General features: G+C 62.3%; 24 protein-coding genes. 10 read left to right on the top strand and 14 right to left on the bottom strand.

The features are described from left to right. Positions 1–53 precede the first annotated feature (53 nt). The 7 genes from glyA to LB558_RS01870 form a co-directional block, all read right to left on the bottom strand. Complete coding sequence (gene glyA, locus LB558_RS01840; RefSeq protein WP_013532252.1) at positions 54–1,367, bottom strand: serine hydroxymethyltransferase; 1,314 nt, start codon at positions 1,365–1,367, stop codon at positions 54–56. A gap of 175 nt (positions 1,368–1,542) precedes the next feature. After that, the gene (locus LB558_RS01845) at positions 1,543–3,189 is read right to left on the bottom strand and encodes a Na+/H+ antiporter (RefSeq protein ID WP_224695907.1); all 1,647 of its coding nucleotides are present in this window, start codon (positions 3,187–3,189) and stop codon (positions 1,543–1,545) included. Between the two features lie 143 nt (positions 3,190–3,332). After that, the gene (locus tag LB558_RS01850) at positions 3,333–4,586 is read right to left on the bottom strand and encodes a L,D-transpeptidase family protein (RefSeq protein ID WP_224695909.1); all 1,254 of its coding nucleotides are present in this window, start codon (positions 4,584–4,586) and stop codon (positions 3,333–3,335) included. A 405-nt stretch (positions 4,587–4,991) separates the two neighbouring features. Continuing rightward, positions 4,992–5,225, bottom strand: a complete 234-nt coding sequence (locus tag LB558_RS01855) for a hypothetical protein (RefSeq protein ID WP_224695910.1) — start codon at positions 5,223–5,225, stop codon at positions 4,992–4,994. A 169-nt stretch (positions 5,226–5,394) separates the two neighbouring features. Beyond that, the gene (ldtR, locus tag LB558_RS01860; protein ID WP_008875359.1) at positions 5,395–5,910 is read right to left on the bottom strand and encodes a transcriptional regulator LdtR; all 516 of its coding nucleotides are present in this window, start codon (positions 5,908–5,910) and stop codon (positions 5,395–5,397) included. 238 nt (positions 5,911–6,148) lie between these two features. After that, the gene (locus LB558_RS01865) at positions 6,149–6,571 is read right to left on the bottom strand and encodes a DUF6163 family protein (RefSeq protein WP_224695912.1); all 423 of its coding nucleotides are present in this window, start codon (positions 6,569–6,571) and stop codon (positions 6,149–6,151) included. Beyond that, a complete protein-coding gene (locus LB558_RS01870) occupies positions 6,568–7,611 on the bottom strand; it encodes an enoyl-CoA hydratase/isomerase family protein (protein WP_224695913.1) in 1,044 nt (347 codons plus the stop codon). Before LB558_RS01870 ends, LB558_RS01865 begins: the two co-directional genes overlap by 4 nt. Positions 7,612–7,857: 246 nt before the next feature. On the opposite strand from LB558_RS01870, the gene LB558_RS01875 reads away from it, so the two are divergent. The 3 genes from LB558_RS01875 to LB558_RS01885 all read left to right on the top strand — a co-directional run bounded on the left by LB558_RS01875 (position 7,858) and on the right by LB558_RS01885 (position 10,724). After that, entirely contained in the window at positions 7,858–8,634 is a 777-nt protein-coding gene (locus tag LB558_RS01875; protein ID WP_224695915.1) for a DUF2066 domain-containing protein, read from the top strand. Positions 8,635–8,722: 88 nt separating this feature from the next. Further along, the gene (hemB, locus tag LB558_RS01880; protein ID WP_224695917.1) at positions 8,723–9,754 is read left to right on the top strand and encodes a porphobilinogen synthase; all 1,032 of its coding nucleotides are present in this window, start codon (positions 8,723–8,725) and stop codon (positions 9,752–9,754) included. 322 nt (positions 9,755–10,076) lie between these two features. Then, positions 10,077–10,724, top strand: a complete 648-nt coding sequence (locus LB558_RS01885; RefSeq protein WP_224695918.1) for a dihydrofolate reductase family protein — start codon at positions 10,077–10,079, stop codon at positions 10,722–10,724. Positions 10,725–10,921: 197 nt separating this feature from the next. On the opposite strand, the gene ppk2 is transcribed toward LB558_RS01885, so the two are convergent. Next, a complete protein-coding gene (gene ppk2, locus LB558_RS01890; RefSeq protein WP_224695919.1) occupies positions 10,922–11,842 on the bottom strand; it encodes a polyphosphate kinase 2 in 921 nt (306 codons plus the stop codon). A 278-nt stretch (positions 11,843–12,120) separates the two neighbouring features. Here ppk2 and LB558_RS01895 point away from each other — a divergent pair, with 278 nt between their 5' ends. Continuing rightward, a complete protein-coding gene (locus LB558_RS01895) occupies positions 12,121–13,164 on the top strand; it encodes an aldo/keto reductase (protein ID WP_224695921.1) in 1,044 nt (347 codons plus the stop codon). 176 nt (positions 13,165–13,340) lie between these two features. After that, positions 13,341–13,493, top strand: a complete 153-nt coding sequence (locus tag LB558_RS01900; RefSeq protein ID WP_081738829.1) for a hypothetical protein — start codon at positions 13,341–13,343, stop codon at positions 13,491–13,493. A 66-nt stretch (positions 13,494–13,559) separates the two neighbouring features. Here the strand turns inward: LB558_RS01900 and LB558_RS01905 are convergent, their stop codons facing one another. Together LB558_RS01905 and LB558_RS01910 are read right to left on the bottom strand one after the other, a co-directional pair. Continuing rightward, positions 13,560–13,820 (bottom strand): DUF982 domain-containing protein, encoded by a 261-nt coding sequence (locus LB558_RS01905; RefSeq protein WP_013532263.1) that lies wholly within the window; start codon positions 13,818–13,820, stop codon positions 13,560–13,562. Positions 13,821–13,906: 86 nt separating this feature from the next. Then, positions 13,907–14,572, bottom strand: coding sequence for a GntR family transcriptional regulator (locus tag LB558_RS01910; protein WP_224695923.1), 666 nt, complete (start codon positions 14,570–14,572; stop codon positions 13,907–13,909). A 164-nt stretch (positions 14,573–14,736) separates the two neighbouring features. Here LB558_RS01910 and LB558_RS01915 point away from each other — a divergent pair, with 164 nt between their 5' ends. Together LB558_RS01915 and LB558_RS01920 are read left to right on the top strand one after the other, a co-directional pair. Continuing rightward, complete coding sequence (locus tag LB558_RS01915; RefSeq protein ID WP_224695925.1) at positions 14,737–15,996, top strand: multidrug efflux MFS transporter; 1,260 nt, start codon at positions 14,737–14,739, stop codon at positions 15,994–15,996. 41 nt (positions 15,997–16,037) lie between these two features. Beyond that, positions 16,038–16,412 (top strand): DUF423 domain-containing protein, encoded by a 375-nt coding sequence (locus tag LB558_RS01920; RefSeq protein ID WP_127258136.1) that lies wholly within the window; start codon positions 16,038–16,040, stop codon positions 16,410–16,412. A gap of 63 nt (positions 16,413–16,475) precedes the next feature. On the opposite strand, the gene LB558_RS01925 is transcribed toward LB558_RS01920, so the two are convergent. Beyond that, complete coding sequence (locus tag LB558_RS01925; protein WP_224695926.1) at positions 16,476–16,625, bottom strand: hypothetical protein; 150 nt, start codon at positions 16,623–16,625, stop codon at positions 16,476–16,478. A gap of 61 nt (positions 16,626–16,686) precedes the next feature. Next, complete coding sequence (locus LB558_RS01930) at positions 16,687–16,830, bottom strand: hypothetical protein (protein ID WP_224695928.1); 144 nt, start codon at positions 16,828–16,830, stop codon at positions 16,687–16,689. A 154-nt stretch (positions 16,831–16,984) separates the two neighbouring features. Between LB558_RS01930 and LB558_RS01935 the strand changes: the two genes are divergently transcribed. Then, complete coding sequence (locus LB558_RS01935) at positions 16,985–18,064, top strand: LacI family DNA-binding transcriptional regulator (RefSeq protein WP_224695930.1); 1,080 nt, start codon at positions 16,985–16,987, stop codon at positions 18,062–18,064. A gap of 2 nt (positions 18,065–18,066) precedes the next feature. Here LB558_RS01935 and LB558_RS01940 read toward each other — a convergent pair whose 3' ends face one another. Then, positions 18,067–19,302: an OpgC family protein gene (locus tag LB558_RS01940; protein WP_224695932.1), complete on the bottom strand. Its 1,236-nt coding sequence runs from the start codon at positions 19,300–19,302 to the stop codon at positions 18,067–18,069. A gap of 201 nt (positions 19,303–19,503) precedes the next feature. Between LB558_RS01940 and LB558_RS01945 the strand changes: the two genes are divergently transcribed. Next, positions 19,504–20,172 carry an alpha/beta hydrolase gene (locus tag LB558_RS01945; RefSeq protein ID WP_224695933.1) on the top strand — a complete coding sequence of 223 codons (669 nt, stop codon included), beginning with the start codon at positions 19,504–19,506 and terminating at the stop codon, positions 20,170–20,172. Between the two features lie 45 nt (positions 20,173–20,217). Here the strand turns inward: LB558_RS01945 and sthA are convergent, their stop codons facing one another. Next, complete coding sequence (gene sthA / locus LB558_RS01950; protein ID WP_056594004.1) at positions 20,218–21,606, bottom strand: Si-specific NAD(P)(+) transhydrogenase; 1,389 nt, start codon at positions 21,604–21,606, stop codon at positions 20,218–20,220. Positions 21,607–21,797: 191 nt separating this feature from the next. Here sthA and LB558_RS01955 point away from each other — a divergent pair, with 191 nt between their 5' ends. Beyond that, positions 21,798–22,268 carry an RDD family protein gene (locus LB558_RS01955; protein ID WP_224695935.1) on the top strand — a complete coding sequence of 157 codons (471 nt, stop codon included), beginning with the start codon at positions 21,798–21,800 and terminating at the stop codon, positions 22,266–22,268. Positions 22,269–22,289 lie beyond the last annotated feature (21 nt).

Raw genomic sequence — 22,289 nt, forward strand, 5'->3', positions numbered from 1 at the left:
GCCTGCTGAAACGACGCTTGTCGTTGCAGCAGGCGGCAAGACTTCCTATCGCGTCAGCCGAGATAGGGATAGAGCGGGAAGCGATCGGTCAGCGCCACGACCTTGGCCTTGACCGCTGCTTCGACAGCGGCGTTGCCCTCGTCGGAATTGGCGACCTTGAGACCATCCAGCACTTCGGCGATCAGCTTGCCGATCTCGCGGAATTCGGCCTGACCGAAGCCGCGCGTGGTGCCGGCCGGGGTGCCGAGACGAACGCCCGAGGTGACGAAAGGCTTTTCCGGATCGAACGGGATGCCGTTCTTGTTGCAGGTGATGTTGGCACGGCCGAGCGCCGCCTCGGCGCGCTTGCCGGTGGCGTTCTTGGGCCTGAGGTCGACCAGCATCAGATGGTTGTCGGTGCCGCCGGAGACGATGTCGAGCCCAGTTTCCTTGAGACTGGAGGCAAGCGCCTTGGCATTGGCGGCGACGCTCTCGGCATAGACCTTGAAGCTCGGCTTCAGCGCTTCGCCGAAGGCGACAGCCTTGGCGGCGATGACATGCATCAGCGGGCCGCCCTGCAGACCGGGGAACACCGCCGAATTCATCTTCTTGGCGATGTCCTCGTCATTGCACAGGATCATGCCGCCGCGCGGGCCGCGCAGCGACTTATGTGTCGTGGTGGTCACGACATGGGCATGCGGCAGCGGCGACGGATGCACGCCGCCGGCGACCAGGCCGGCGATGTGCGCCATGTCGACCATCAGATAGGCGCCGACCGCGTCGGCGATCTCGCGAAAACGCTTCCAGTCCCAGACGCGCGAATAGGCGGTGCCACCGGCCAGGATCAGCTTCGGCTTGGTCTCATGCGCGGTCTTCTCGATGGCGTCCATGTCGAGCAGATGGTCGTCCTGGCGCACGCCATAGGACACGACCTTGAACCATTTGCCGCTCATGTTGACAGGCGAACCGTGGGTCAGATGGCCGCCGGAATTGAGGTCGAGGCCCATGAAAGTGTCGCCCGGCTGCAAGAGCGCCAGGAAAACCGCCTGGTTCATCTGGCTGCCGGAATTCGGCTGGACGTTGGCGAAGTTGCAGCCGAACAGCTTCTTGGCGCGCTCGATGGCCAGTTCCTCGGCCACGTCGACGAACTGGCAGCCGCCATAGTAGCGCTTGCCCGGATAGCCCTCGGCGTATTTGTTGGTCATGATCGAGCCCTGCGCTTCAAGCACGGCGCGGGAAACGATGTTTTCCGAGGCGATCAGCTCGATCTCGTGGCGCTGGCGGCCGAGTTCGTTGCGGATAGCGCCGAAAATCTCCGGATCGGCATCGGCCAGCGTGGTTTCGAAGAAGGATTCGAATTTGTTCGACACTGCCGCTGCTGTTGCCATGGAAATCCTCGGGGTTCGGGGGCAATTTTCGATTTATGCAAGTCGTAGTTCCAAAACCGCTGCACACTTTTGGGCGACTTGCATTTGCCGCGCCATTAACACAGTTGTTTTCGCCCCGCCACGTTTGCGGCGCGAAATTTGCTGGCCGGATTGCGCCAGCCAGGCCGGCGGGTCGCTATTTCCTCGCCTTCCGGCCTTTCAGCAAGGCCTCGGTGAGCGTGATCTCGGCAAACAGCGCCTGCGACGTATGGTCGTTGATCTCGCCGCTGCGAAACATGGCGCGCACGGCCTCGCGCTCGGCTTCGATGCCCGCAAATCTCAATTCGAGTTCCAGCCTTCCGGCTTCGCGCGCCTCAGCGCGGGCCTCATCGGCTTCGTCCGAGGCGGCGATGCGGCGCCGGTAACCAGCGACGATATTATCGGCGGCGGCAAGCCTGGCGCCGGGCACCTCGCCTCCCTCATCATCAGCGGCTCCGGCAATGCTCTCGATGCGCGCGATTGCGGCCTTGGCGGCGCCGACACGCGCCAGGCGCTCCTCGGCGGCGCCGGCATCCTCACCGGGCTCGACCAGGCCCCTGGCGATCGTCGGCAGAGCGAGGCTGGCGAAGACCAGCGAACAGATGATGACGCCGGCGGCCAGGAAAATGACCAGGTCGCGCGCCGGAAACGGCGAGCCGTCCGGCATGGCGAGCGGCAGCGACAATATGCCGGCCAGCGTAATGGCGCCGCGCACGCCGGCCATCGAACCGGCAAGTCGCACGCGCAGCCCGAACGGCTCCACCTTGCGCTTGCCCAGACGCGCGGCGATGCCGGCCGCGAGCTCGCCAACCCAGATCCACAGGAAGCGCAGCGCGATCAGGCACAGCGTCAGCGCAATGACGGTCGCGATCGGCTGGATGATCGGATGCAGGCTCATGAGTTCCGGCGGCACACGGCGGATGATGTCGGGAAGCTGCAGGCCGAGCACGATGAAGAGAGCACCGTTGAAAACGAAGGAAAGCGTCGTCCACAGCGACATCGTCTGCATGCGCGCCGAGACGCCGAGGAAGCGAAACACGCCGGAGCCGCCGGTGAGCAGGCCGGCGGTAACAGCCGCCAAAACACCCGAAGCTCCAACATGCTCGGCGCCGAGATAGGCGATGAAGGGCAGCAGGACCATCACCAGCACCTGCGCCTCGGCCGGCACGCCGCCGATCCGGTTGAGCAATTGCAGCAGCTTGGCGGCAACGAACAGCGCCGCCACGCCGATCAGGATGCCGATCGCCGCGGCATAGAGAAAACTGAGCGAAGCCGCGGCAAGGGAAAAGCTGCCGGTTAGCACAGCTGCGACGGCAAAGCGGAACATAACCAGCCCCGACGCATCGTTGAGCAGCGACTCGCCTTCAAGAATGTGCATCAGCCGCGCCGGGACGACATTCCTGTCGACGATCGAGGACACCGCCACCGCGTCGGTCGGCGACAGCACCGCGGCAAGCGCAAAAGCGACCACCAAAGGGATGCTCGGCACCAGCCAATGCAAGGCGTAGCCGAAGCCGACGATGGTGAAGAAGACCAGCCCTATGGCCAGATCCAGGATCGGTCCACGCAGCGCCATCAGTTCACGCTTCGGTGCACCATAGGCATCGCCGAACAGCAGCGGCGGAATGAACACCAGCAGGAACAGTTCCGGATTGATCTCGACATGGATGCCGCGCACCGGCCAGGCGAGCGCGGCACCGATCGCAATCTGCAGCACCGGCAACGGCACCCGCACCAGGCGAACCAGAGCGCCGGAAAGCGCCACGAAGACAAGCACGACCAGAATGAAGACGGCGACTTCCATGGTCCGGTTCCAGGCTTTCCCGCCGACCATGCGCAAAGCCGGCCGATCCGTCCAGCCGCCCGTCCCGTGAAAAACGCTGCGGCACCCAATCAATGAAAAAGGCCGCCCTGAGAGGCGGCCCTTTTAATATAAGAATCAAATGTTTATAGCGCAGACGTGATCTGCAGCTCGTTGTTGCCGTCAAGCGCGTAGACGTCGTCGCGGAACTGCACGACACCCGGACCGGTCGACCAGGCCGAGAGATAGAGAAAGTGGACAGGCACCGGATTGGTGACCTGGATCGGCGTGTTTTCACCAGTCTTGATCGCCGCCTCGAAATGCTGACGGTCCCAGCCGGGCGTGTCGCGCAGTATCCAGGTGACGAGGTCGCGCACATTCTGCACGCGCACGCAGCCCGAGGAATCGAAACGCAACATCTTGCCGAACAGGCTCTGCTGCGGCGTGTCGTGCATGTAGACGCCGTCAGGGCTCGGGAAATTGATCTTCACCGAAGCCATGGCGTTTTCTGAGCCGGGATCCTGGCGGAACCGGTACTTGGCGGCGTCGTCGGTCGACCAGTCCACATTCATCGGATCGACTTCGCTGCCATCCGGCGCGAACAGGCGGATGTGGCTGTTCTTGAGATAATCGGGATTTTTCCGCATCAGCGGAATGATGTCCTTGCGCACGATCGAGACCGGCGCGTTCCAGTATGGATTAACGATGATCTCGTTGATCTTGGAATTGACGATCGGCGTCTGCCGGTCGATCTTGCCGACGATCGCGGTGTGGCGAAGCACGACGCGGTCGTTCTCGACCGCTTCGACCTGGGCTGCCGGAATGTCGACCAGCACGTAGCGGCTGCCCAGCGTGCCGGCCTTCTCGCGCAGCCGCTGCAGATTGGTCTGCAACTGGCCAAGCCTGATCTGCGCCGAAACGTTCATCGCCGCATAGGTGTATTTGCCCATCGAGCCATCAGCCGGCAGGCCGTGACGCAGTTGGAAGCGCTTGACCGCCGAGTCGACATAGGAATCGAAAGCCGTCGAAATGCCGGCGCTTTGCGACAGGTCGCCGGAAACCATCAGCCGCTTGCGCAACGGCACCACATCGGGATCATCGACGCCGAGCTGCAGCTTCTTGGTCGCGGGAACCTCGACCCAGCCACCCTGCCCGACAATGTTCTGGTATTGCCCGACCGCCTGCTCCGTGAAGGCGACGGTCTGAGGGCTGAAGATCGGCAGCGTCGAGGCCACCTTGCCGCCCTCGCTGGCGCGGGCGTCGAACTGGTCGTCCCAATTGCCGCGCGCCGAGGATTTCAGAATATCACCGATCACATCCTGCGCATTGGCGCCGCCGGCGACCATCGCGGCTGCGAGCGCGGAGGCTCCGGAGAGGAAAAAACGACGGCTGGTTCTCATGGACGTTCCAGACATTGGTAGCAGTTCGATCACTTGCTGCGTTGATCACCGGGCGATCTCGCCCGCACTGTAAAATTGGCAATCTTAACAATTAGCCAACCATGCTCCGCATCACCTTGGTGTGACAGCGCCCAGGCGCGATACGGATTGCGGGTGAACGCATGGTCTTCACACCAGCATCACTGGCCCTCTCGGTTCCACTGGAATATGGCGGCAACGTGGCCTTGGCCCGCGATTTGCATCGGGCGACGCAGCGAAATGAAAGGCCCGTGCTTTTTCGGTATCGATCAGCGTCCTTGATCGCGTCAAGCAGGCGGCGGTTCGGACGCTCCACGAGACGCGCTGCCTATCCTCACGATCCCTCAGTGTGGGGTTTCAACCTTTGGACCCGGACTGGCTGCGCCTTCAATTCCGAACAGCGTTGCAACACCTCATGCTGGCGGTAGCGTAGGAAATGCTGGGATGGCGCAGGACTTTGTTGTCCTCCAGCTTGAGCAGCAGCTCCCGCCTCTTGTCTGTGCTCTCGCCATCCGTACACGTCATATCCAGGATGACGACATCCAGGTGGCTGATCTTCTGAACCTTGTCCAACGTGCAGCGGACCACCCACATCTCCGTTGCTTTGTCGGCAAGCGTCACTATCGGGTCGTTGTCGTCACAGGGCTCGCTGCTGCAGCGAAAGCATACATGGCCGGATATTTGGGCTTTGGATCAGGAAAAAGAAAAGGCCGATGCCTTGCGGTACCGGCCCTGACTGAAGGTCGATATTTCGGCCGCGCTTCTGTGGCGCGGGCCGGATCTCTGCGCCTTACATCCGGTAGGCGATGGTGTCGTTCCAGAAGCGGTCGAGCCGCTGCAAAGCGCGGTTCATCTGCTTGAACTCGTCGGTGTTGATGCCGCCGACCTGTTCGATCGAGCCGACATGACGCTCGTAAAGGCCGGCGACGACCTCGGCCACCTCGTTGCCCTTCGGCGTCAGCGAGACACGGACCGAACGGCGGTCGATGCGCGAGCGCTGGTGGTTGATGAAGCCGAGATCGACCAGCTTCTTCAGATTGTAGGAGACGTTGGAGCCGAGATAGTAGCCACGCGAGCGCAGCTCACCGGCGGTCAGCTCGGAGTTGCCGATGTTGAACAGCAGCAGCGCCTGGATGGCATTGATGTCGGAACGGCCGTTGCGGTCGAATTCGTCCTTGATCACATCAAGCAGGCGGCGGTGCAGCCGCTCAACGAGCTGCAGCGATTCCATGTACAGGGAACGGATAGCCTCGCGGCGATCGTCGGATACGTTGGCGGTCTTCGCCGCCGGACGCGAATTGATCATTGTCTTTGCCTCTCGTTTGTCGCCCTGGTGATTTTTTGTTTTTCACCTTGATCGCGACACTATCGAATACTCATAAAATTCGACTTAAACGCTAGGGCTAACAAGAGCTTACCGGTAAGAGGTTTCGGAAGAGGCTTAACGAACGGTCACCCGAGCAAGGATAATTAACCTAAAGATTTCGGCAACGATTGCGGGGCTCGTGCGAGGCGACAGCCGGGCCGACAATGGGTTCAACGGCTTAGTGGCGGACCGGGCGCTTCTGCAGGTAGATGAGGACGCGAAAGACGATGTAGAGCACCGCCACCGCCGCATGCGAGACGACAATCAGCAAGCGGTGGCCGAAGAGCTCGGGAAAGCCGGCATACATGACCGTCTCGGTCACCGCGCAAATGAACCAGATCACCGGGCCCCAGGACGCCAGCATCCACAGGCCGGCAGCGGCAAAGGGAAAGAACACGGCGAGCACCACCGCCGCGACCTGCCAGTGCACGGGCATCAGGTCGAAACGCCACAGTGTGCCCGGATAAAAGCCGATCAGCTTGATCCAGTAGAGAATGCCGAACAGCAGGCAGTAGCCTGATATGACGCGCTGGAACCAGGCGAAGATCACCTCCACCCCGGAGGGCTGCAGCACGACGCGCCTTGAGGTCACCTCGCTCATATCAAGAGTTCCCGTTCGCCGAGCGGAGCGAAATAGGCATCGACATCCGCTTCGCTGACCGCAGCGAGGCTTGCCGGCCGCCATTGCGGCTTCGAGCCCTTGTCGATGATGGCAGCGCGGATGCCTTCGTAGAAATCATGGCCGGCGAGCATCCGGTTGAGGATGCGGAACTCCATCTTCATGCAGGCTTCCATGGACAGCGTCAGTCCGGCGCTGATCTGCCGCCAGGCGACGCGCAGGCTGGTCGGCGAACGGGTGCGGATCGTCGCCAGTGTCTTTGCCGCGAACTCATCGGCATCCGCCGCACGCTCGAGGCTGTCGATGACGCGGTTCAGGGACGGCTGCGAAAAATGGCGAACTATCGCCTCCAGCGTCGGTCTGTCGGTTTCTCGCCTTGCCTGCACGAAGAAGCCGCGCAGCACCGATTCCGGATCGCCGGTCAACGCCAGCCGGTCGAGGAAGCCAGCCTGGTCCTCGGCCTTGATGGTATGGGTGGCAAGCCCCGACCACAGCGCATCGCCATAGCGGATGCGATTGCCGGTCAGCGCCAGATACATACCGAAGGAGCCGCCGAGATCGGGCAGCAGGTGGCTGGCGCCGACATCCGGAAAGAAGCCGATGCCGACTTCCGGCATGGCAAACTGGGCATTCTCGGTCATCACCCGGTGCGAGCCGTGGAAGGAGATGCCGACACCACCGCCCATGACGATGCCGTCGATCAGGGCGACGTAAGGTTTCTTGAAACTGTTGATGCGAGCGTTGAGGCGATATTCATCGGCGAAGAACTCGACAGGCGGTTTTCCCGCCCGGCCTGTCTCATAGACATGCAGGATATCGCCGCCGGCCGAAAAGGCCCTGCCCTCTGCCTTGACGACGACGACGTCGATGCCCTGGTCGACCTCCCAGGCGGAAAGAGCAGCGTCGAGCGCCCCGATCATGCGGTGCGTCAGCGCATTGAGCGCCTGCGGCCGCGTCAAGGTGACAACGCCGGCCCGGCCCAGATGTTCGAAGCGGATCTCGTCGCCTCCGCCAAAATCCATCGTGAAGAATCCCTCTCCCGGCCGCCGGGACTGAAGTGCTAAAGCGTGGCGCATGGGTGCGTCAATGGCGAGCACACCGGTGCAAGCTCTGGCCCGGACCAGGAGCCAGTGCTAAAAATCGAGGTGCAATGCTGAAAAACTGGATAGAGTTCATGCAGCGCAGCTCTGGCGGGTCTTCGAACGGGACGATTGATTATGACTCGATTTTCACGCCTTGCGCCGGTGGCAATTGGGCTGAGCATCTGCTTGGCTGTTCACCCGGTCTTGGCGGAGGCTTTGGAAGACCTCTACAGTTCGCAGACCATCGTCAACGGTAAGTACGAGAAGAACCGTCAGTCCGGCTTCAGGCGCTGTCTCGACGCGGTTCTGACGCGGGTCTCCGGCGATCAGCGCCTGTCGGCGAAACCTGAAATGACGGCATTGCGCGACAAGGCCGGCAGCTTCGTCGCCAGCTTCCGCTATCGCGACCGCATGGAAGGCATTCCCAACCATGACGACCAGGGCACCTACGACCGGCCTCACAACCTTTACTGCCAGTACAAGCCTGAAGTGATCGACCCGGTGCTTGCTTCGCTCGGCAGCAGGCCATGGCTGACCGCGCGGCCACGACTGGCGGTGTTTTTGGCGACCGAGCGCGGAACGATGCATTATGCGCTCGCTGCCGATGACGACCGTGGCATGCCGATGCGGGAATCGTTCGGCAATGCCGCCGTACCGCTGGCCATGCAGGTGGCTTTTCTCACGGCGGCGCAGTTGGCGCAGGCCGGATTGGACGATCAGGCGCTTCGCAATGCCGAGATGACGAAGCTCGACACACTCGCGAAGAAGGCCGGCGCCGACCACGCGCTTTCCGGCAGTCTCGTCTGGAGCGACAAGGAACTGGGCTGGATCGCCGACTGGCGGCTGGCCATGGCCGGCAAGACTTACATCTGGCAGGTGCGCGGTGTCAGCTTCGACGAGGCTTTCCGTGTCGCCATCAGGGGCGCAGCACAGATTCTGTCTGGCAACGGGCAGCCCGAATAGACCTCGAACGGATCGCTGGCACAATCGTGCCGCATTGGTCAGCGGCGGGAGCTCGTGGTAAAAGCCTGCCCGAACGAGAGTATTGGCGATGAACAAATTCACCCCCGCTAAGCCCGCCGGCGCGCGCGGCGTCGACGAGATCACCGGCAGCCGCCGTCTGCGCCGCATGCGCAAGGCCGACTGGTCGCGCCGTCTCGTGCAGGAGAACAGGCTTTCGGTCGACGACCTGATCTGGCCGATCTTCGTCGTTGACGGCAAGAATATCCGCGAACCGATCGCCGCCATGCCGGGGGTCTTCCGCCTGTCGATCGATCTCGCCGTCAAGGAGGCCGAGCGCGCGGCAAAGCTCGGTATTCCCGCGCTCGCCACCTTCCCCAATGTCGACATCTCGCTGCGCGACCAGACCGGCTCGCACATCCTCGACCCAAACAATGTCATCAACCGTGCCACCCGCGCGATCAAGGACGCGGTGCCTCAGATCGGCATCATCACCGACGCCGCGCTCGACCCGTTCACCAGCCACGGCCATGACGGCATCCTGCGCGACGGCATCATCGTCAACGACGAGACGGTGGAACAGGTGACTGCCGCTGCCGTCATCCAGGCGGCGGCCGGCGCCGACATCATTGCGCCGTCCGACATGATGGATGGCCGCATCGGCGCCATCCGCGACGGGCTCGACGCCAATGGTTTTCAGGACGTCGCGATCATGTCCTATGCGACCAAATTCGCCTCGGCCTTCTACGGTCCCTATCGCGAGGCGGTCGGCACCGCCGGCCTGCTCAAGGGCGACAAGAAGACCTATTACATCGACCATGCCAATTCCGACGAGGCGGTGAGAGAGGCCGAACAGGACATCGCCGAGGGCGCCGACATGCTGATGGTCAAGCCCGGCCTGCCCTATCTCGACATCATCCGGCGGCTCAAGGACGAGTTCCAGATGCCGACCTTCGCCTACCAGGTGTCGGGCGAATATTCGATGATCAAGGCGGCAGGCGCCAATGGCTGGATCGACGGCGAGAAGGCAATGCTGGAATCGCTGCTCGCCTTCAAGCGCGCCGGCTGCGACGGCATCTTGACCTATTTCGCTCCGGAAGTGGCGGAACTGCTGAAGGGATAGGCCGCTAGATCGTTTGGAATCTAGCAGACAGGCTGCGGCGGCATCCTGCTTCGCGTCGCAAGGGAGGGGTGTGAGATTTATCTCGTCACACGCAATCGCATCCAGGCAACGGAGCTTTTTTCGCGTGTCGAGACCACCGGATCTTTCTTCTCCGCTCATGTAATTAGTGCGGCAGCCACGGCGGGTTCTCGCCGGCGAGGCTGCTGGCTTGTCTTCAAAGCCGACAGTCCGATCGTCGCCCAAAAATGCTGCTTGCAATTCGCAATCGGTTTGCTACAAAATAACTGATTGCAAAATACAATTGGTTATCGAGGAGGCTCGCATGTCCAAACTTCGCGTCAATGCTTTCACCCTGTCGCTCGACGGCTATGGCGCCGGTCCCGATCAGGATCTGCAAAATCCTCTCGGCGTCGGCGGGGAATCCTTGCACAAGTGGTTTGTCGACACCCGCACCTTCCGTGAGATGGTGCTCGGACAAGATGGCGGCACCACCGACATCAACGAGGCGTTCGCGGCGCGCAGTTTCGAAAATGTCGGCGCCTGGATTCTGGGCCGCAACATGTTCGGGCCGCTCCGCGGCGAATGGCCTGACGACAGCTGGAAGGGCTGGTGGGGCGACAACCCGCCCTACCACGTGCCGGTTTTCGTGCTGACCCATCACAAGCGCGAACCGATCGTCATGGAGGGCGGCACGACCTTTTATTTCATCACTGATGGCATCCATTCGGCGCTTGAACAGGCCAAGGCTGCCGCTGGCGGCAAGGATGTGCGGGTCGGCGGGGGTGTCGCTACAATCCGCCAGTATTTGCAGGAAAAGCTCATCGACGAGATGCATCTGGCGATCTCGCCGGTGCTGCTCGGCACGGGCGAGAACCTTTTTGCCGGCCTCGACATGCCCAAGCTGGGTTATCTCTGCAGCGAGCAGGTGGCGACACCGCTCGCCACGCACGTCACCGTCAAGCGGGCGTAAGGTGGCGAGCCAATCTCGCCCCGTGCGGGCGAGATGGCCAGCAGGCCAGAGGGCGGCGCTGTCCCTCCAGCGCTTCAATCCATAGCGACTTTGCCTTTGGCCTGTTTCGACAGGCTGTGGAGAGGCCGGCGATCCTACACGCCCCCCTTTGCCCTGCCGGGCATCTCCCCCACGAGAGCGGAGATCGCAGCTTCGTCTCAATACTTCTCCGGCACGTAGAGTTCACGCGGCAGCACCTGGCGCTCGTATTCGGGGTTGAAGACGCGCTCCGGCAACGTGATCTCCTCGTGCGGCACTTCCTCGTAGGGCAGTTGCTTGAGCAGGTGGTCGATGCAGTTCAGCCGCGCGCGCTTCTTGTCGTTGCCTTCTACGATGAACCAGGGCGCTTCCGGGATGTTGGTGCGGGCGAAGGTCTCTTCCTTGGCCTTGGTGTAGTGTTCCCAGCGCACTCGCGACTGCAGGTCCATCGGCGACAGTTTCCACTGCTTCATCGGATCGTGGATGCGCATCAAAAAGCGCATCTGCTGTTCCTCGTCGGTGATCGAGAACCAGTATTTGACCACGGTAATGCCCGAGCGGACCAGCATGCGCTCGAACTCCGGCACGTCGCGGAAGAATTCTTCGACCTGATCGGACTGGGCAAAGCCCATCACCCGTTCGACGCCGGAGCGGTTGTACCAGGAGCGGTCGAACAGCACGATTTCGCCGCCGGCCGGCAGATGCGGAACGTAGCGCTGGAAATACCATTGCGACTTTTCGCGCTCGGTCGGCGCCGGCAGTGCCACGACACGGCAGATGCGCGGATTGAGCCGCTGGGTGATGCGCTTGATGACCCCGCCCTTGCCGGCCGAGTCGCGGCCCTCGAAGATCACCACCAGCTTCTTCTTGTGGTAGGCGACCCAGGATTGAAGCTTGATCAATTCGGACTGCAGGCTGATCAAATCACGAAAATATTGCATGCGATCGATCGAAGGCGGATGCGCGTTCTTGTAGATCTTGGCGATCTCCATCGACAGCGCCGGCTCCGACATTTCGAGCTCATAGTCTTCGTCAAGCGTGTCGGCGAGCTCGGCTTCAAGCCAATCCCTGGCCGGAGAATTCTGTTTTAGCTCGGTCATTATCGGCTGCTCCACTTGCAAGCTCTGTCGATCCACGTCCGGCGCCCAAAATCCCGGCTTACGGCCTGGGAAAGGCAACACCTGAGCCGACTTCAATATAGGCCTGCAATGACGGTTTTATTGCAGCCCTGGCGTGATCACCGCAGCTGCCAATCCCGCCAGGCATGATCGATCCGTCGTACTGGCATGGAGACAAATCACCTCAAATTGTCCTACAAATAGCAGCCATATTCGGGGCTCTCCCCGGCCCCTTTCCCAATGCAATCGCGAGGACCTACATGGAATACCGCACTCTCGGCCGTTCCGGCCTGAAAGTATCGACGCTGACCATGGGCACCATGACTTTCGGTGGCGCCGGCGCGTTTTCGGCTGTCGGCGAGACCGACCTCGACGAGGCGCGCCGGATGATCGACCTCTGCATCGACGCCGGCATCAATGTCATCGACACCGCCAATGTCTATTCGAACGGCATTTCGGAAGAGATCATCGGTGAAGCGCTCGGCGGCAAGCGCAAGGGCGAAGTGCTGATCGCCTCCAAGGCGCGGATGCGGATCGGCAAAGGTCCGAACGATGAAGGCCTGTCGCGCCATCACCTGATCCGCGAATGCGAGAAGAGCCTGAAGCGGCTCAAGACCGACGTCATCGACATCTATTTCCTGCACGAATGGGATGGCGTGACACCGCTGGAGGAAACCATCGCCGCGCTCGACACGCTGGTTGCCCAGGGCAAGATCCGCTATGTCGGCTGCTCCAACTATTCCGGCTGGCAGGTGATGAAGGCGCTCGGCATCAGCGACAGCCATCATCAGCCCCGCTTCGTCACGCAGCAGATCCACTACACGCTGGAAGCGCGCGAGGCGGAGTACGAGCTGCTGCCGATTTCCGTCGACCAGGGATTGGGCGTTCTGGTCTGGAGCCCGCTTGCCGGCGGATTGCTGTCCGGCAAATACCGCCGCGACAGCCCCTCCGCCCGCCAGCTCGCGGGCTGGTCGGAACCGCCGATCCGCGACGAGGACCGGCTGTGGCGGATCGTCGATGTGCTTGTGGAGATCGGCGCGCAGCGCGGCGTGTCGGCAGCGCAGGTGGCGCTGGCCTGGCTGCTTGGCCGGCCCTCCATCAGCTCCCTGGTGATCGGCGGCAGGACGGAAACGCAGTTCCGGGACAACATCGCGGCGGCAAGCCTGGTGCTTTCCGGCGAAGAGCGCGAGCGCCTCGACGCGGTCAGCCGGCCGCCCTTGCTCTATCCCTACTGGCACCAGCAACTGACGGCAAAGGACCGCTTTGGTGCCGCCGATCTGGTGATTGACCGAAGCGGCATCTGACCGGCAAATCGACGGCGATAGGTAATCGGCCACCGCAATAACGGGCTTGGCCTTTCATCGCGACGCGCATCTTGCAAGCCTGGCCATCATCGACGCACTATCGCTTCAGCTGTTGTGTTTGACGGCTAATGCTCCTAGGCAGGACCAGAGCCGCGAGGCAGTGAAAAGGAGCCGATATGGCACGACCACCAAATTACGATCAGGAACGCAAGGAACGCGACCGCCAGAAGGCGGCCAAGAAGGCTGAGAAGCTCGCAGCCAAGGTCGCAGCGAGGGAACGTTCGAAGCCCGAGGACGAAACCGAAGGCGAAACCGAAACGGCAAAGTGACGGCAAAAGGCCCGCGAATGCGGGCCGTGCCTCAATCCGGATTGCCGCCCCGGAAGTCGCCTTGTGTCAGGCCGGCGCCTTGTCGCTGACAAAGACGTCCACTTCGCGTGCTGCCGCAATGAAGGCGCGCCTGGCATTCATCGCCGGCTTGTCGCCGGCGAGTGCGTCATGGCAGGCCTGCAGGGCCGCGCGATGCTTGGGGCTGCGCTTGCCGGGCCAGCTGTTGAGGAGGTAGTCGGAAGCCTCACGCGCCGTGCGCAAGAGCTGAGTGCTTCCCGCCGCGACTGACTTCACAGTCACAGGTGTTTCAAATCGGTTGTTTTCCATCGCCGCTCCTTACGCCATCGGCGTCTGCGAAGCGAGGCGAAAGTGCGCATACGTTCAGACGCCGCTTTGCGCCCCTTCATCCACCTTCAAGCAGCAACGACGGCAAAGCCTCTGGCGCGAAGACCGCGCCGATCGTTGGCGAGCGACGTCACCAGCCGGTCGCGGCTGCCGACGATGTGAACCGAGAGCAGGCGTGCGGCTTCATCGGCGTCGCCAAGGCGTGCCGCCGCCAGTATGGCGCGATGTTCGGCCCAGGCGCGGCTGAGGGCCGCTTCGTCGCGAACCTCCAGCCAGCGCGCCCGCGACAGGCGCGTCATGGCATCGCGCACCGCCCGGAACAGGAATTCATTGCCCGACAGACGCGCCAGTTCGATGTGAAAATCCATGCCGACGCGATGCCATTCCTCGCGCGGCGTGTCGTTGCCGCAGGATTCGAGCATCGCCTCGATGACATCGACGGCGCTCCGGTCCGCCAGGCTGCATGTCAGGCGAAGGGCCGCGACCTCGACCGCCTCCCTGTAGACGGCGATCTGCTCGAGTTCAGCCAGATTGATCGGCGACACCGTCCAGCCGCGCCCGTCCCTACCGACCAGGCCCTCGGTCTCGAGCCGCAGAAGTGCTGCCCTGACCGGGGTTCGCGATGCACCGAAACGGCTCTCTATCCAGCGCTCGGTCAGCTTTTCGCCGGGACCGATCTCGAGGCCCAGGATCATCTGCCGAAGCTGCTTTTCGACGCTCTGCATCTGCGACATTGTCGTTTCCATCTTTTGGTCGTTGCAATCGTCTTGCCGATCACGTTCGACAGGTTGCATTGACAGCGGCCAAGCTTGCGTCCATGACGTGCACCATATTGGTATCCCAAACTGGTACCCGCAGCAACCATCGATAAAAGAGGTGCTGAGACAGGACATATGACATGCCGCAGAACACGCCCCCGGTGACCGACAGCACCTATAATATCCACTGGCGGCGCAATCTGTTCGTGTGCTTTGCCGGGTCGTTCTCGACGCTCGTCGCCATGACATTGCTTTTGCCTTTCCTGCCGCTCTATATCGAGCAGCTGGGTGCCGAGGGCCACGCGGCGATCGTGCAATGGTCAGGGATCGCCTATGGCGCGACGTTCTTGGCTGCGGCGCTGGTGGCGCCGCTCTGGGGACGTCTCGGTGACCGCTACGGCCGCAAGGTGATGCTGGTTCGCGCCAGCTTCGGCATGGCCATATGCATGTCGCTGACCGGCATGGTGCAGACGGTCTGGCAACTGGTGCTGTTGCGGCTGCTGATCGGTTTTGCCGGCGGCTATTCCTCGGGATCGACCATCCTCGTCGCCATGCAGACGCCGAAGGAGCGTTCCGGCTGGGCGTTGGGCCTGCTGTCGGCCGGCATCACGGGTGGGGCTCTGGTTGGCCCGCTGGTTGGCGGCGCCCTGCCGCCGCTGATCGGCATCCGCGCCACCTTCCTCTTGTCCGGCGGCGTCATCTTCCTGGCGTTCCTGGCGACCACGTTTCTAATCAAGGAGAATCCCCGGCCGAAAACAGCAGACGCCGCGTCGAAGCAGAAGCAGAAAGGCGGCTGGGCACAAATCCCCGACAAGCGGCCTGTCGTCGCCATGCTGGCGACCGGCATGCTGTTGAGCTTCGCCACCATGTCGATCGAGCCGATCATCACCGTCTATGTGCAGCAGTTGATTGCGGACCAAAGCCGCGTCACGATGATATCAGGCGTCGTCATGTCGGCGGCGGCCCTCGGCGCCATCCTGTCGGCCTCGCGCCTCGGCAAGCTCGCCGACCGCGTCGGCCACTGGAACGTCATTATCGGCGCACTTGCCGTCTCGGCGCTGCTGCTGATCCCGCAGGCCTTCGTCACACAAAGCTGGCAACTCATCGGCCTGCGCTTCCTGATGGGCCTGGCGCTGGGCGGTCTCTTGCCTTGCATCACCAGCGTGATCCGCCACAATGTTCCCGATGGCGTCGGCGGCAATGTGCTCGGGTTGTCGATTTCCGCCCAGTATGTCGGGCAAGTCGCAGGCCCCTTGCTGGGCGGCTTTGCCGGTGGTCATTTCGGCATGCGCTCGGTGTTTTTGGGCACATCCGTCTTGATGGCCGGGGGCGCGGTGTATAACTGGCTGGCGCAATCACGCCGCGCGCAGGACATGCTCGCCAACCCCGGCAAGCCCTGACCGAGTCAGGCATTTCCCTCTGATACCACGGAGCCACGGACATGAGCACGGCCGAGCAATTTTCCGGCGCCAGCAGCCGTATCCTCGTCCTGGCCAGCGGCCTCTGCGGCGCGGCGGGTGTGGCGCTGTCGGCCGCGGCGGCGCATCTGGGTGGCGCTTTCGTCGGCACCGCGGCATCGTTCCTGCTGATGCACGCGCCGGTCTTCCTTGCCGCCGGACTGCTTGGCGCAAACCGGATCCTGCGCATCGCCAGCCTGATCCTGCTGGTTGGGCTTCTGCTTTTCTGCGGCGATCTGCTGGCCCGCGATTTCATCGGGTCGCGACTGTTCCCGCTGTCGGCGCCGATCGGCGGCACCCTACTTATCGCTGGCTGGCTGGCGATCGCTGCCTCGGCGCTGGTGCGCGCACGTTCCTGAACGCCTCTGGGCGCCCTGCCCGATAAACAGACCTCCGCCTGTCAAACGTCGTTTGCCGGGCCGTTAGTCCTGCCGGGGCTCGGGCTGGATGACCAATTCGCGATTGCGCCGCCGGAACCTTGCCAACCGACGCCGCTCCGGCTGTTCGGAAGCCGGCGCGATGCCCCAATAGTTGCGATAGATGTCTTCAAATAGATAGCTCACGGGATGCATGATGTGCACTCCTTTCAGTGCTTGAATCGATCCAATCGATGGGCACGAAAAACCGCCCCGCTCAACTCCGCTTGCGCTCCACAAGGAACCGCAGCTCGCGGACCCATGGATCGGCTTTGCCACGACGCCTCTGCGTCGCGGTGGTCGACGAGATGCTCCAGTCGTTGCGGTAAATGTCTTCGAACAGAAAATTGACGGGATGCATGACACAACTCCTTGCTTGATGTTGAATCGATCCAATCCTAACGACCGACATTCCCTTGGATCGATTCAAACATAGGCCTTATCGAGGCTTCGATCAAGTCAAAATTTGAACCGATCCAACGAAAGTGTTAGATGGGGGAATTCAGGAGACGAAGATGGCGCCACTTATCTCTGCAAAGACAAGACCGGTGCGGTTGGCGGACATCGCCAAGGCAGCCGGCGTATCGCACGGCACCGCGTCCAACGTGTTCGCCCGTCCGGAGATCGTGCGCGAGGAGGTCCGCGAGCGGGTCAAGGCGGCAGCCGAGGCTATGGGATATGGCGGGCCCGACCCCAAGGGCCGGCTGCTGCGCGCCGGCAAGGTCAACGCCATCGGTGTCGCGACCGCGGAACCCCTCTCCTATTTCTTCGACGACCCTTTTGCCCGGGTGATGATGGCTAGCATCTCGCAGGCTTGCGACGCGACCGGTGCGGGGATTTCACTGGTCTCCGCCGCCAACAATGAGCAACTCGCCTGGAACATCCAGAGCGCGCTAGTCGATGGCTTCATCGTCTTCTGCGTCGACGGCGGTTCAAAGCTGGTCGAACTGGCGCGCGAACGCAAGCTCCCCTTCGTTGCGCTCGATCTCGATTCAGACGACGACGACGCGGTCGCCGCCATCGGTGTCGACAACATCGCCGGGGCGGGCCTCGCGGCTCGACATCTGACCGAGCTTGGGCATCGTCGCTTTGCGGTGCTTGCCCTGCCCGTCGCGGACTCCGGCTTCGGCCCCACCACAAGGGAGCAGATGGAGAAGGCCCTGTATTCCGGGACGCGCGACCGCCTGCGTGGCTATTTCGCGGAACTCTCCCGCGTCGACATCGACGTCGAGCGTGTACCGATCTACGAAACCGTCAATGACGAGGAGAGCGTGTGGGCCGGCCTCGACCATATTTTCGCCGGTGCCGAGACGCCGACAGCCATCCTGGCTATGTCGGACAGGATGGCGCTCCATGCGCTGGACTGGTTGCGGAAGCACGACATCTCGGTACCGGGCGATGTTTCGGTCGTCGGCTTCGACGGTGTTCCGGAAGGAGCGGTTTCCAGTCCGCCGCTGACCACGATCGTCCAGCCGATCGCCGAGATGGGGCGCCTAGCCGTCAAGGCGATCCTTGAAAATGACGGCTCGTTCAGCCGGCAATCGCTGCCGGTCGAACTCCTGGTGCGAGCCTCATCCGGCCCCTCGCCCGCCTGAGCTCAACGGCCCATTCCTGTCGCCATGGTCGGCATCGCGAAGGATGCAGCATGGACGGGCGGTGCGGCGTTGTGAACCGGCCTGCTTTTGCCGGACCAGCCAAGGCCCGAAAGCCATTCGAGATAGTAGGCAAGCGCGAACTGCATGACGATGCCGGCCGATATCAACAGGCTGTCATAGGCAAATCCGCCCGGATTGATCAGCTTCAGCACCTGCGCCGCCATCGCGAGCACCGTGCCGGCAATGAAAACCGGCAACGATCGTTTGCCCAATATGGCAAGCGGATGATCGCGCCCGGTGCGAAACAGGTTCGAGATCGCTGGGAATGCTATGATCAGGTAGCTCACCGCCAGTATATGCAGCAGCCTCGGCAGCGACAGGAACGTCTTGTCGAAGCCGGTCAGCACCGGAGGCAGGCCAAACCAGGAGATCTGCCCCCAGAGCGGACTGTGCACCCAGACCAGTGCCATAACGGTGTAGGCCGAGGCCGCGCCAACCAGCCAGCGATTGACCGGGATGGTGCCGCCGCGACGCACATGCAGCGTGCCTGCCAGGCCGATGTTGAAAAGGAACTGCCACGACAGCGGGTTGAGAAACCAGAAGCCGGGCTCGGGATAGTTGGGCGGTGCAATCTGATAAATCCCCGCGACCAGCCACAGGGCGCCGGATGCCGCCAGTGCCAGGACCGGCCGATAGCTGACAATGAGCAGAAACAGCGGCGTCAGCAAGAGCAGCACCGCATAGACGGGCAGGATGTTGTTGTAGCCAAGTTGGTGGCCCAGCGTCACGATGCCGATCAGCACCTGCGGCGTATTTTTGATCAACGGCTCGATGTTGATCATCGTCAAAAGTTCCGGCCGCCTGGCAAACACCGCCGCAGCGCAGAAAATGGCCATCACCACCATGGTGGTGACGATGTGGGTGGCATAAAGCACACCGGCCCGGCGCAACATCTTCAAGGTTGCCAACAGCCGGTTTCCAGGCTGAAATTTCTTGCCGTAGGCGAGCGCGACCGAGATGCCCGAGATCAGCACGAAGACCTCCGCCGCATCCGAAAAGCCGAAATTCTTGTACGTCAGATACTCGAAGGCGGTACCCGGCACATGGTCGACATAGATGGTCAGCAAGGCGAGAGCACGGATCACATCGATGCGCGTGTCACGCTCAGTGCGATCCGAGACACGCGAATTGCGGTCTGGGACACCCGAATCGCGGTCCGGGGAAATCTGGGTGGTCATCGACAAAAAGGCCTCAAAGCTGGTTGTTCATACCGGCAATGCGACCCCAGGCGCACCGCTTCGATTCCTCCCGAAGGAATGTTATCGGCGGAGAAACGGACTGTAATGGGCCCGGTTCAATCAACTTTCGCGGAGCTTGAAAATATTGCGTTTTGAAGCCGGCAAATTGAGCGAAACGTAATATAATCAAGAGGATGGGCGATGATGGAAGAGACCTCACAAGATGGTGCGCTGCGGCGTGATCTCGCCTTTCGCTACCGCCTTTACAGCCCGGCGGATTCAACGGGCGAGTGCTTCTTCCTGCTGCATGGGTCGGGTGTCGACGAGACGACATTGGTGCCGCTGGCGCGAGAGATCGCACCGCGTGCCACGCTCATCGCGGTGCGTGGCCGTGTTGTCCAGGAGGACGGTTTCCGCTGGTTCGTGCGCATCACGCCGACGCGCTTCGAACAGGCGAGCATCCGCACCGAAACCGAGGCCTTTGCGGGCTTCGTTACTGACGTCGCCGCACGTCACCATCTCGACCTCTCGCGCACAACGTTCCTCGGCTATTCGAACGGCGCCAATCTGGTTTCGAGCCTGATGCTGCTGCATCCAGGCTTGGTCGAACGGGCCGCGCTGCTGCGGCCGATGCCGGTGCTGGATGATGTGCCGGCGACGGATCTGTCAAAGGTGCGGGTGCTGATGATCGCCGGCGCCGCCGACCTCACCTATGCGCCTTTCGCCCCTGCTCTGGTGACGTTGCTCAGCCAGCACGGCGCGGAGATCGATGCCCGGATTGTTGCATCGGGTCATGAATTCGGCAGCGCCGACGCCGCGATCGTCAGGCAATGGCTGGCGGGATCGGCGGCGGTGGCGCAGACAGGTTGAGGGGCCTTCGATGTTCGGCCTGCTCCTTCGTCACTGCAGCTCCTTCTACCCTCGTCCCATCCTGTTCCAGGCATCCAGCCCGGCGATCTTGTAGGCTTCGGCGAGCGTCGGATAGTTGAAGGTGTTGTTGACGAAGAAGTCCACGGTGCCGCCGAGATTGATCACCGCCTGGCCGATGTGGATGAGCTCGGTGGCGCCCTCGCCGACGATATGCGCGCCGAGCAGACGGCGCGTTTCGATCGAGAACAAGAGTTTCAGGAAGCCGGTGTTGACGCCCATGATGTGGCCGCGCGAGGTCTCGCGAAAACGCGCCACGCCGACCTCGTAGGCCGCACCGCTCTCACGCACCTGTTCTTCGGACTGGCCGACCGTCGAAATTTCAGGCACCGCATAGATGCCATAGGGAAAGGTTTCCGGTGGCGGCGGCAAAGGCACACCGAAGGCATGGCAAGCGGCCACCCTGCCCTGCTCCATCGAAGTCGAGGCCAGGCTCGGAAAGCCGATGACGTCGCCGGCGGCATAGATGTTGGGCACGCTGGTCTGGAAGGATTGCGGATCGACCTTGATACGCCCTCTGGAGTCGGCATCGATGCCGACGACATCCAGGCCCAGGCTGCCGACATTGCCGGTGCGGCCGGCGGCGTAGAGCACGACCTCCGAACGAATGGTGCGGCCATCGGCCAGTTCCACTTCGGCGGCGTCGGGCTTGGAGCGTATTTCCTTCACCGCGCTGCCCAGCCGGATGGTCATGCCGCGATCGCGCATCTGGTGGATGAAATCGTCGACGATCTCGCGGTCGACGAAATCGAGGATGGAGTTGCGCGGCTCGACCAAGGTCACCGGCACATCGAGCGCGGAGAAGATCGTTGCATATTCGACGCCGATGACGCCGGCGCCGATCACCGTCAGCGTGCGCGGCAGGCGGTCAAGCTCCAGCATCTCGTCGCTGTCGAAGACGCGGGTCTTATCGAAAGGCACGTCGCGCGGCCGGTGCGGCCTGGTGCCGACCGCAATCAGCGCATTGGCAAAACCGACCTCGCTGTAATCGCCGGTGTCGGTGGTCAGGCTAACCTTGTTGGGGCCGAGAAACTTTACCGCGGCGCGGGCGCTCTTGACCGTGTTGCGCATGAACTGGTGCTGCAGCACCTCGACCTCATGGTCGAGCGTCTTGTGCAGGCGCTCGACCAGATCGCCGACCGAGATATCCTGCTTGACTCGGTAGCCGCGCCCATAAAAGCCGCGCTCGCGCCAGCCGGAGAGGTTGAGCACCGTTTCACGCAGCGTTTTCGACGGAATGGTGCCGGTATGCACCGAGACACCGCCCAGACGCCGGCCGCGGTCGACCACCAGCACCGATTTGCCAAGCTTGGCCGACTGCACCGCGGCACGGCGGCCGGAAGGGCCGCTGCCGATGACCAGCATGTCGTAGTCCATATTGCCCAGTCCCCCGCCATGTGCGCTTTGCTGCGCCGCAACAAGCTAATGCTATCCGCGCCGCAAATTCAACCGGCGCCATCGAAGCCGGCGCACCGCACGAAGACCGATCTTGATTCCGCCACAGGCCTTCACCATTTCATCACTGAGCGGTCCGCACCCTACGTCGGACCTTGTTACGAGGAAATGACATGGACGCGCGCGTTCTCGACGGCGAAATCATCACCGGCAGGCTTGACGATGTCAGGGCCTATGACGGTGTGCGCACGAAGCGCATCCTGGCCTTCGTGATCGACTATGTGATCGTCGCGCTGCTCACCATTCCGTTTGCCATATTGGTGTTCTTCCTCGGGCTTTTGACCCTCGGGCTTGGCTGGATGCTGTTCGGCATCCTGTTGCCGACTGTGGCCATCCTCTACATCTGGAACACGCTGGGCAGCACCGACCAGGCCACCACGGGCATGAAGATGATGGGCATCCGCCTCGACCGGCTCGACGGCAGGCCGATCGACGGCCTCACCGCGGTCGTCCACTCGGTGCTGTTCTGGGCCGGCAATGTCATCCTGTCGCCGCTGGTGCTTCTGGTGACGCTGTTTTCCGACCGCAAGCGCACCTTGCATGATCTTTTGCTTGGCACGGTCGTCAGCCGCACCGACCGCTGAAACGGCCCTCTGAAGAGCAGT

Source organism: Mesorhizobium sp. CO1-1-8 (genome assembly GCF_020164875.1).
In the GTDB taxonomy this organism is placed as follows: Bacteria; Pseudomonadota; Alphaproteobacteria; order Rhizobiales; family Rhizobiaceae; genus Mesorhizobium.

Bases quoted from the DNA above. Each gene is read 5' to 3' on its own strand.
- glyA (WP_013532252.1), bottom strand. From the start codon at position 1,367: ATGGCAACAGCAGCGGCAGTGTCGAACAAATTCGAATCCTTCTTCGAA.
- LB558_RS01845 (WP_224695907.1), bottom strand. From the start codon at position 3,189: ATGGAAGTCGCCGTCTTCATTCTGGTCGTGCTTGTCTTCGTGGCGCTT.
- LB558_RS01850 (WP_224695909.1), bottom strand. From the start codon at position 4,586: ATGAGAACCAGCCGTCGTTTTTTCCTCTCCGGAGCCTCCGCGCTCGCA.
- ldtR (WP_008875359.1), bottom strand. From the start codon at position 5,910: ATGATCAATTCGCGTCCGGCGGCGAAGACCGCCAACGTATCCGACGAT.
- LB558_RS01865 (WP_224695912.1), bottom strand. From the start codon at position 6,571: ATGAGCGAGGTGACCTCAAGGCGCGTCGTGCTGCAGCCCTCCGGGGTG.
- LB558_RS01870 (WP_224695913.1), bottom strand. From the start codon at position 7,611: ATGGATTTTGGCGGAGGCGACGAGATCCGCTTCGAACATCTGGGCCGG.
- hemB (WP_224695917.1), top strand. From the start codon at position 8,723: ATGAACAAATTCACCCCCGCTAAGCCCGCCGGCGCGCGCGGCGTCGAC.
- LB558_RS01885 (WP_224695918.1), top strand. From the start codon at position 10,077: ATGTCCAAACTTCGCGTCAATGCTTTCACCCTGTCGCTCGACGGCTAT.
- ppk2 (WP_224695919.1), bottom strand. From the start codon at position 11,842: ATGACCGAGCTAAAACAGAATTCTCCGGCCAGGGATTGGCTTGAAGCC.
- LB558_RS01895 (WP_224695921.1), top strand. From the start codon at position 12,121: ATGGAATACCGCACTCTCGGCCGTTCCGGCCTGAAAGTATCGACGCTG.
- LB558_RS01900 (WP_081738829.1), top strand. From the start codon at position 13,341: ATGGCACGACCACCAAATTACGATCAGGAACGCAAGGAACGCGACCGC.
- LB558_RS01905 (WP_013532263.1), bottom strand. From the start codon at position 13,820: ATGGAAAACAACCGATTTGAAACACCTGTGACTGTGAAGTCAGTCGCG.
- LB558_RS01910 (WP_224695923.1), bottom strand. From the start codon at position 14,572: ATGTCGCAGATGCAGAGCGTCGAAAAGCAGCTTCGGCAGATGATCCTG.
- LB558_RS01915 (WP_224695925.1), top strand. From the start codon at position 14,737: ATGCCGCAGAACACGCCCCCGGTGACCGACAGCACCTATAATATCCAC.
- LB558_RS01920 (WP_127258136.1), top strand. From the start codon at position 16,038: ATGAGCACGGCCGAGCAATTTTCCGGCGCCAGCAGCCGTATCCTCGTC.
- LB558_RS01925 (WP_224695926.1), bottom strand. From the start codon at position 16,625: ATGCATCCCGTGAGCTATCTATTTGAAGACATCTATCGCAACTATTGG.
- LB558_RS01930 (WP_224695928.1), bottom strand. From the start codon at position 16,830: ATGCATCCCGTCAATTTTCTGTTCGAAGACATTTACCGCAACGACTGG.
- LB558_RS01935 (WP_224695930.1), top strand. From the start codon at position 16,985: ATGGCGCCACTTATCTCTGCAAAGACAAGACCGGTGCGGTTGGCGGAC.
- LB558_RS01940 (WP_224695932.1), bottom strand. From the start codon at position 19,302: ATGACCACCCAGATTTCCCCGGACCGCGATTCGGGTGTCCCAGACCGC.
- LB558_RS01945 (WP_224695933.1), top strand. From the start codon at position 19,504: ATGATGGAAGAGACCTCACAAGATGGTGCGCTGCGGCGTGATCTCGCC.
- sthA (WP_056594004.1), bottom strand. From the start codon at position 21,606: ATGGACTACGACATGCTGGTCATCGGCAGCGGCCCTTCCGGCCGCCGT.
- LB558_RS01955 (WP_224695935.1), top strand. From the start codon at position 21,798: ATGGACGCGCGCGTTCTCGACGGCGAAATCATCACCGGCAGGCTTGAC.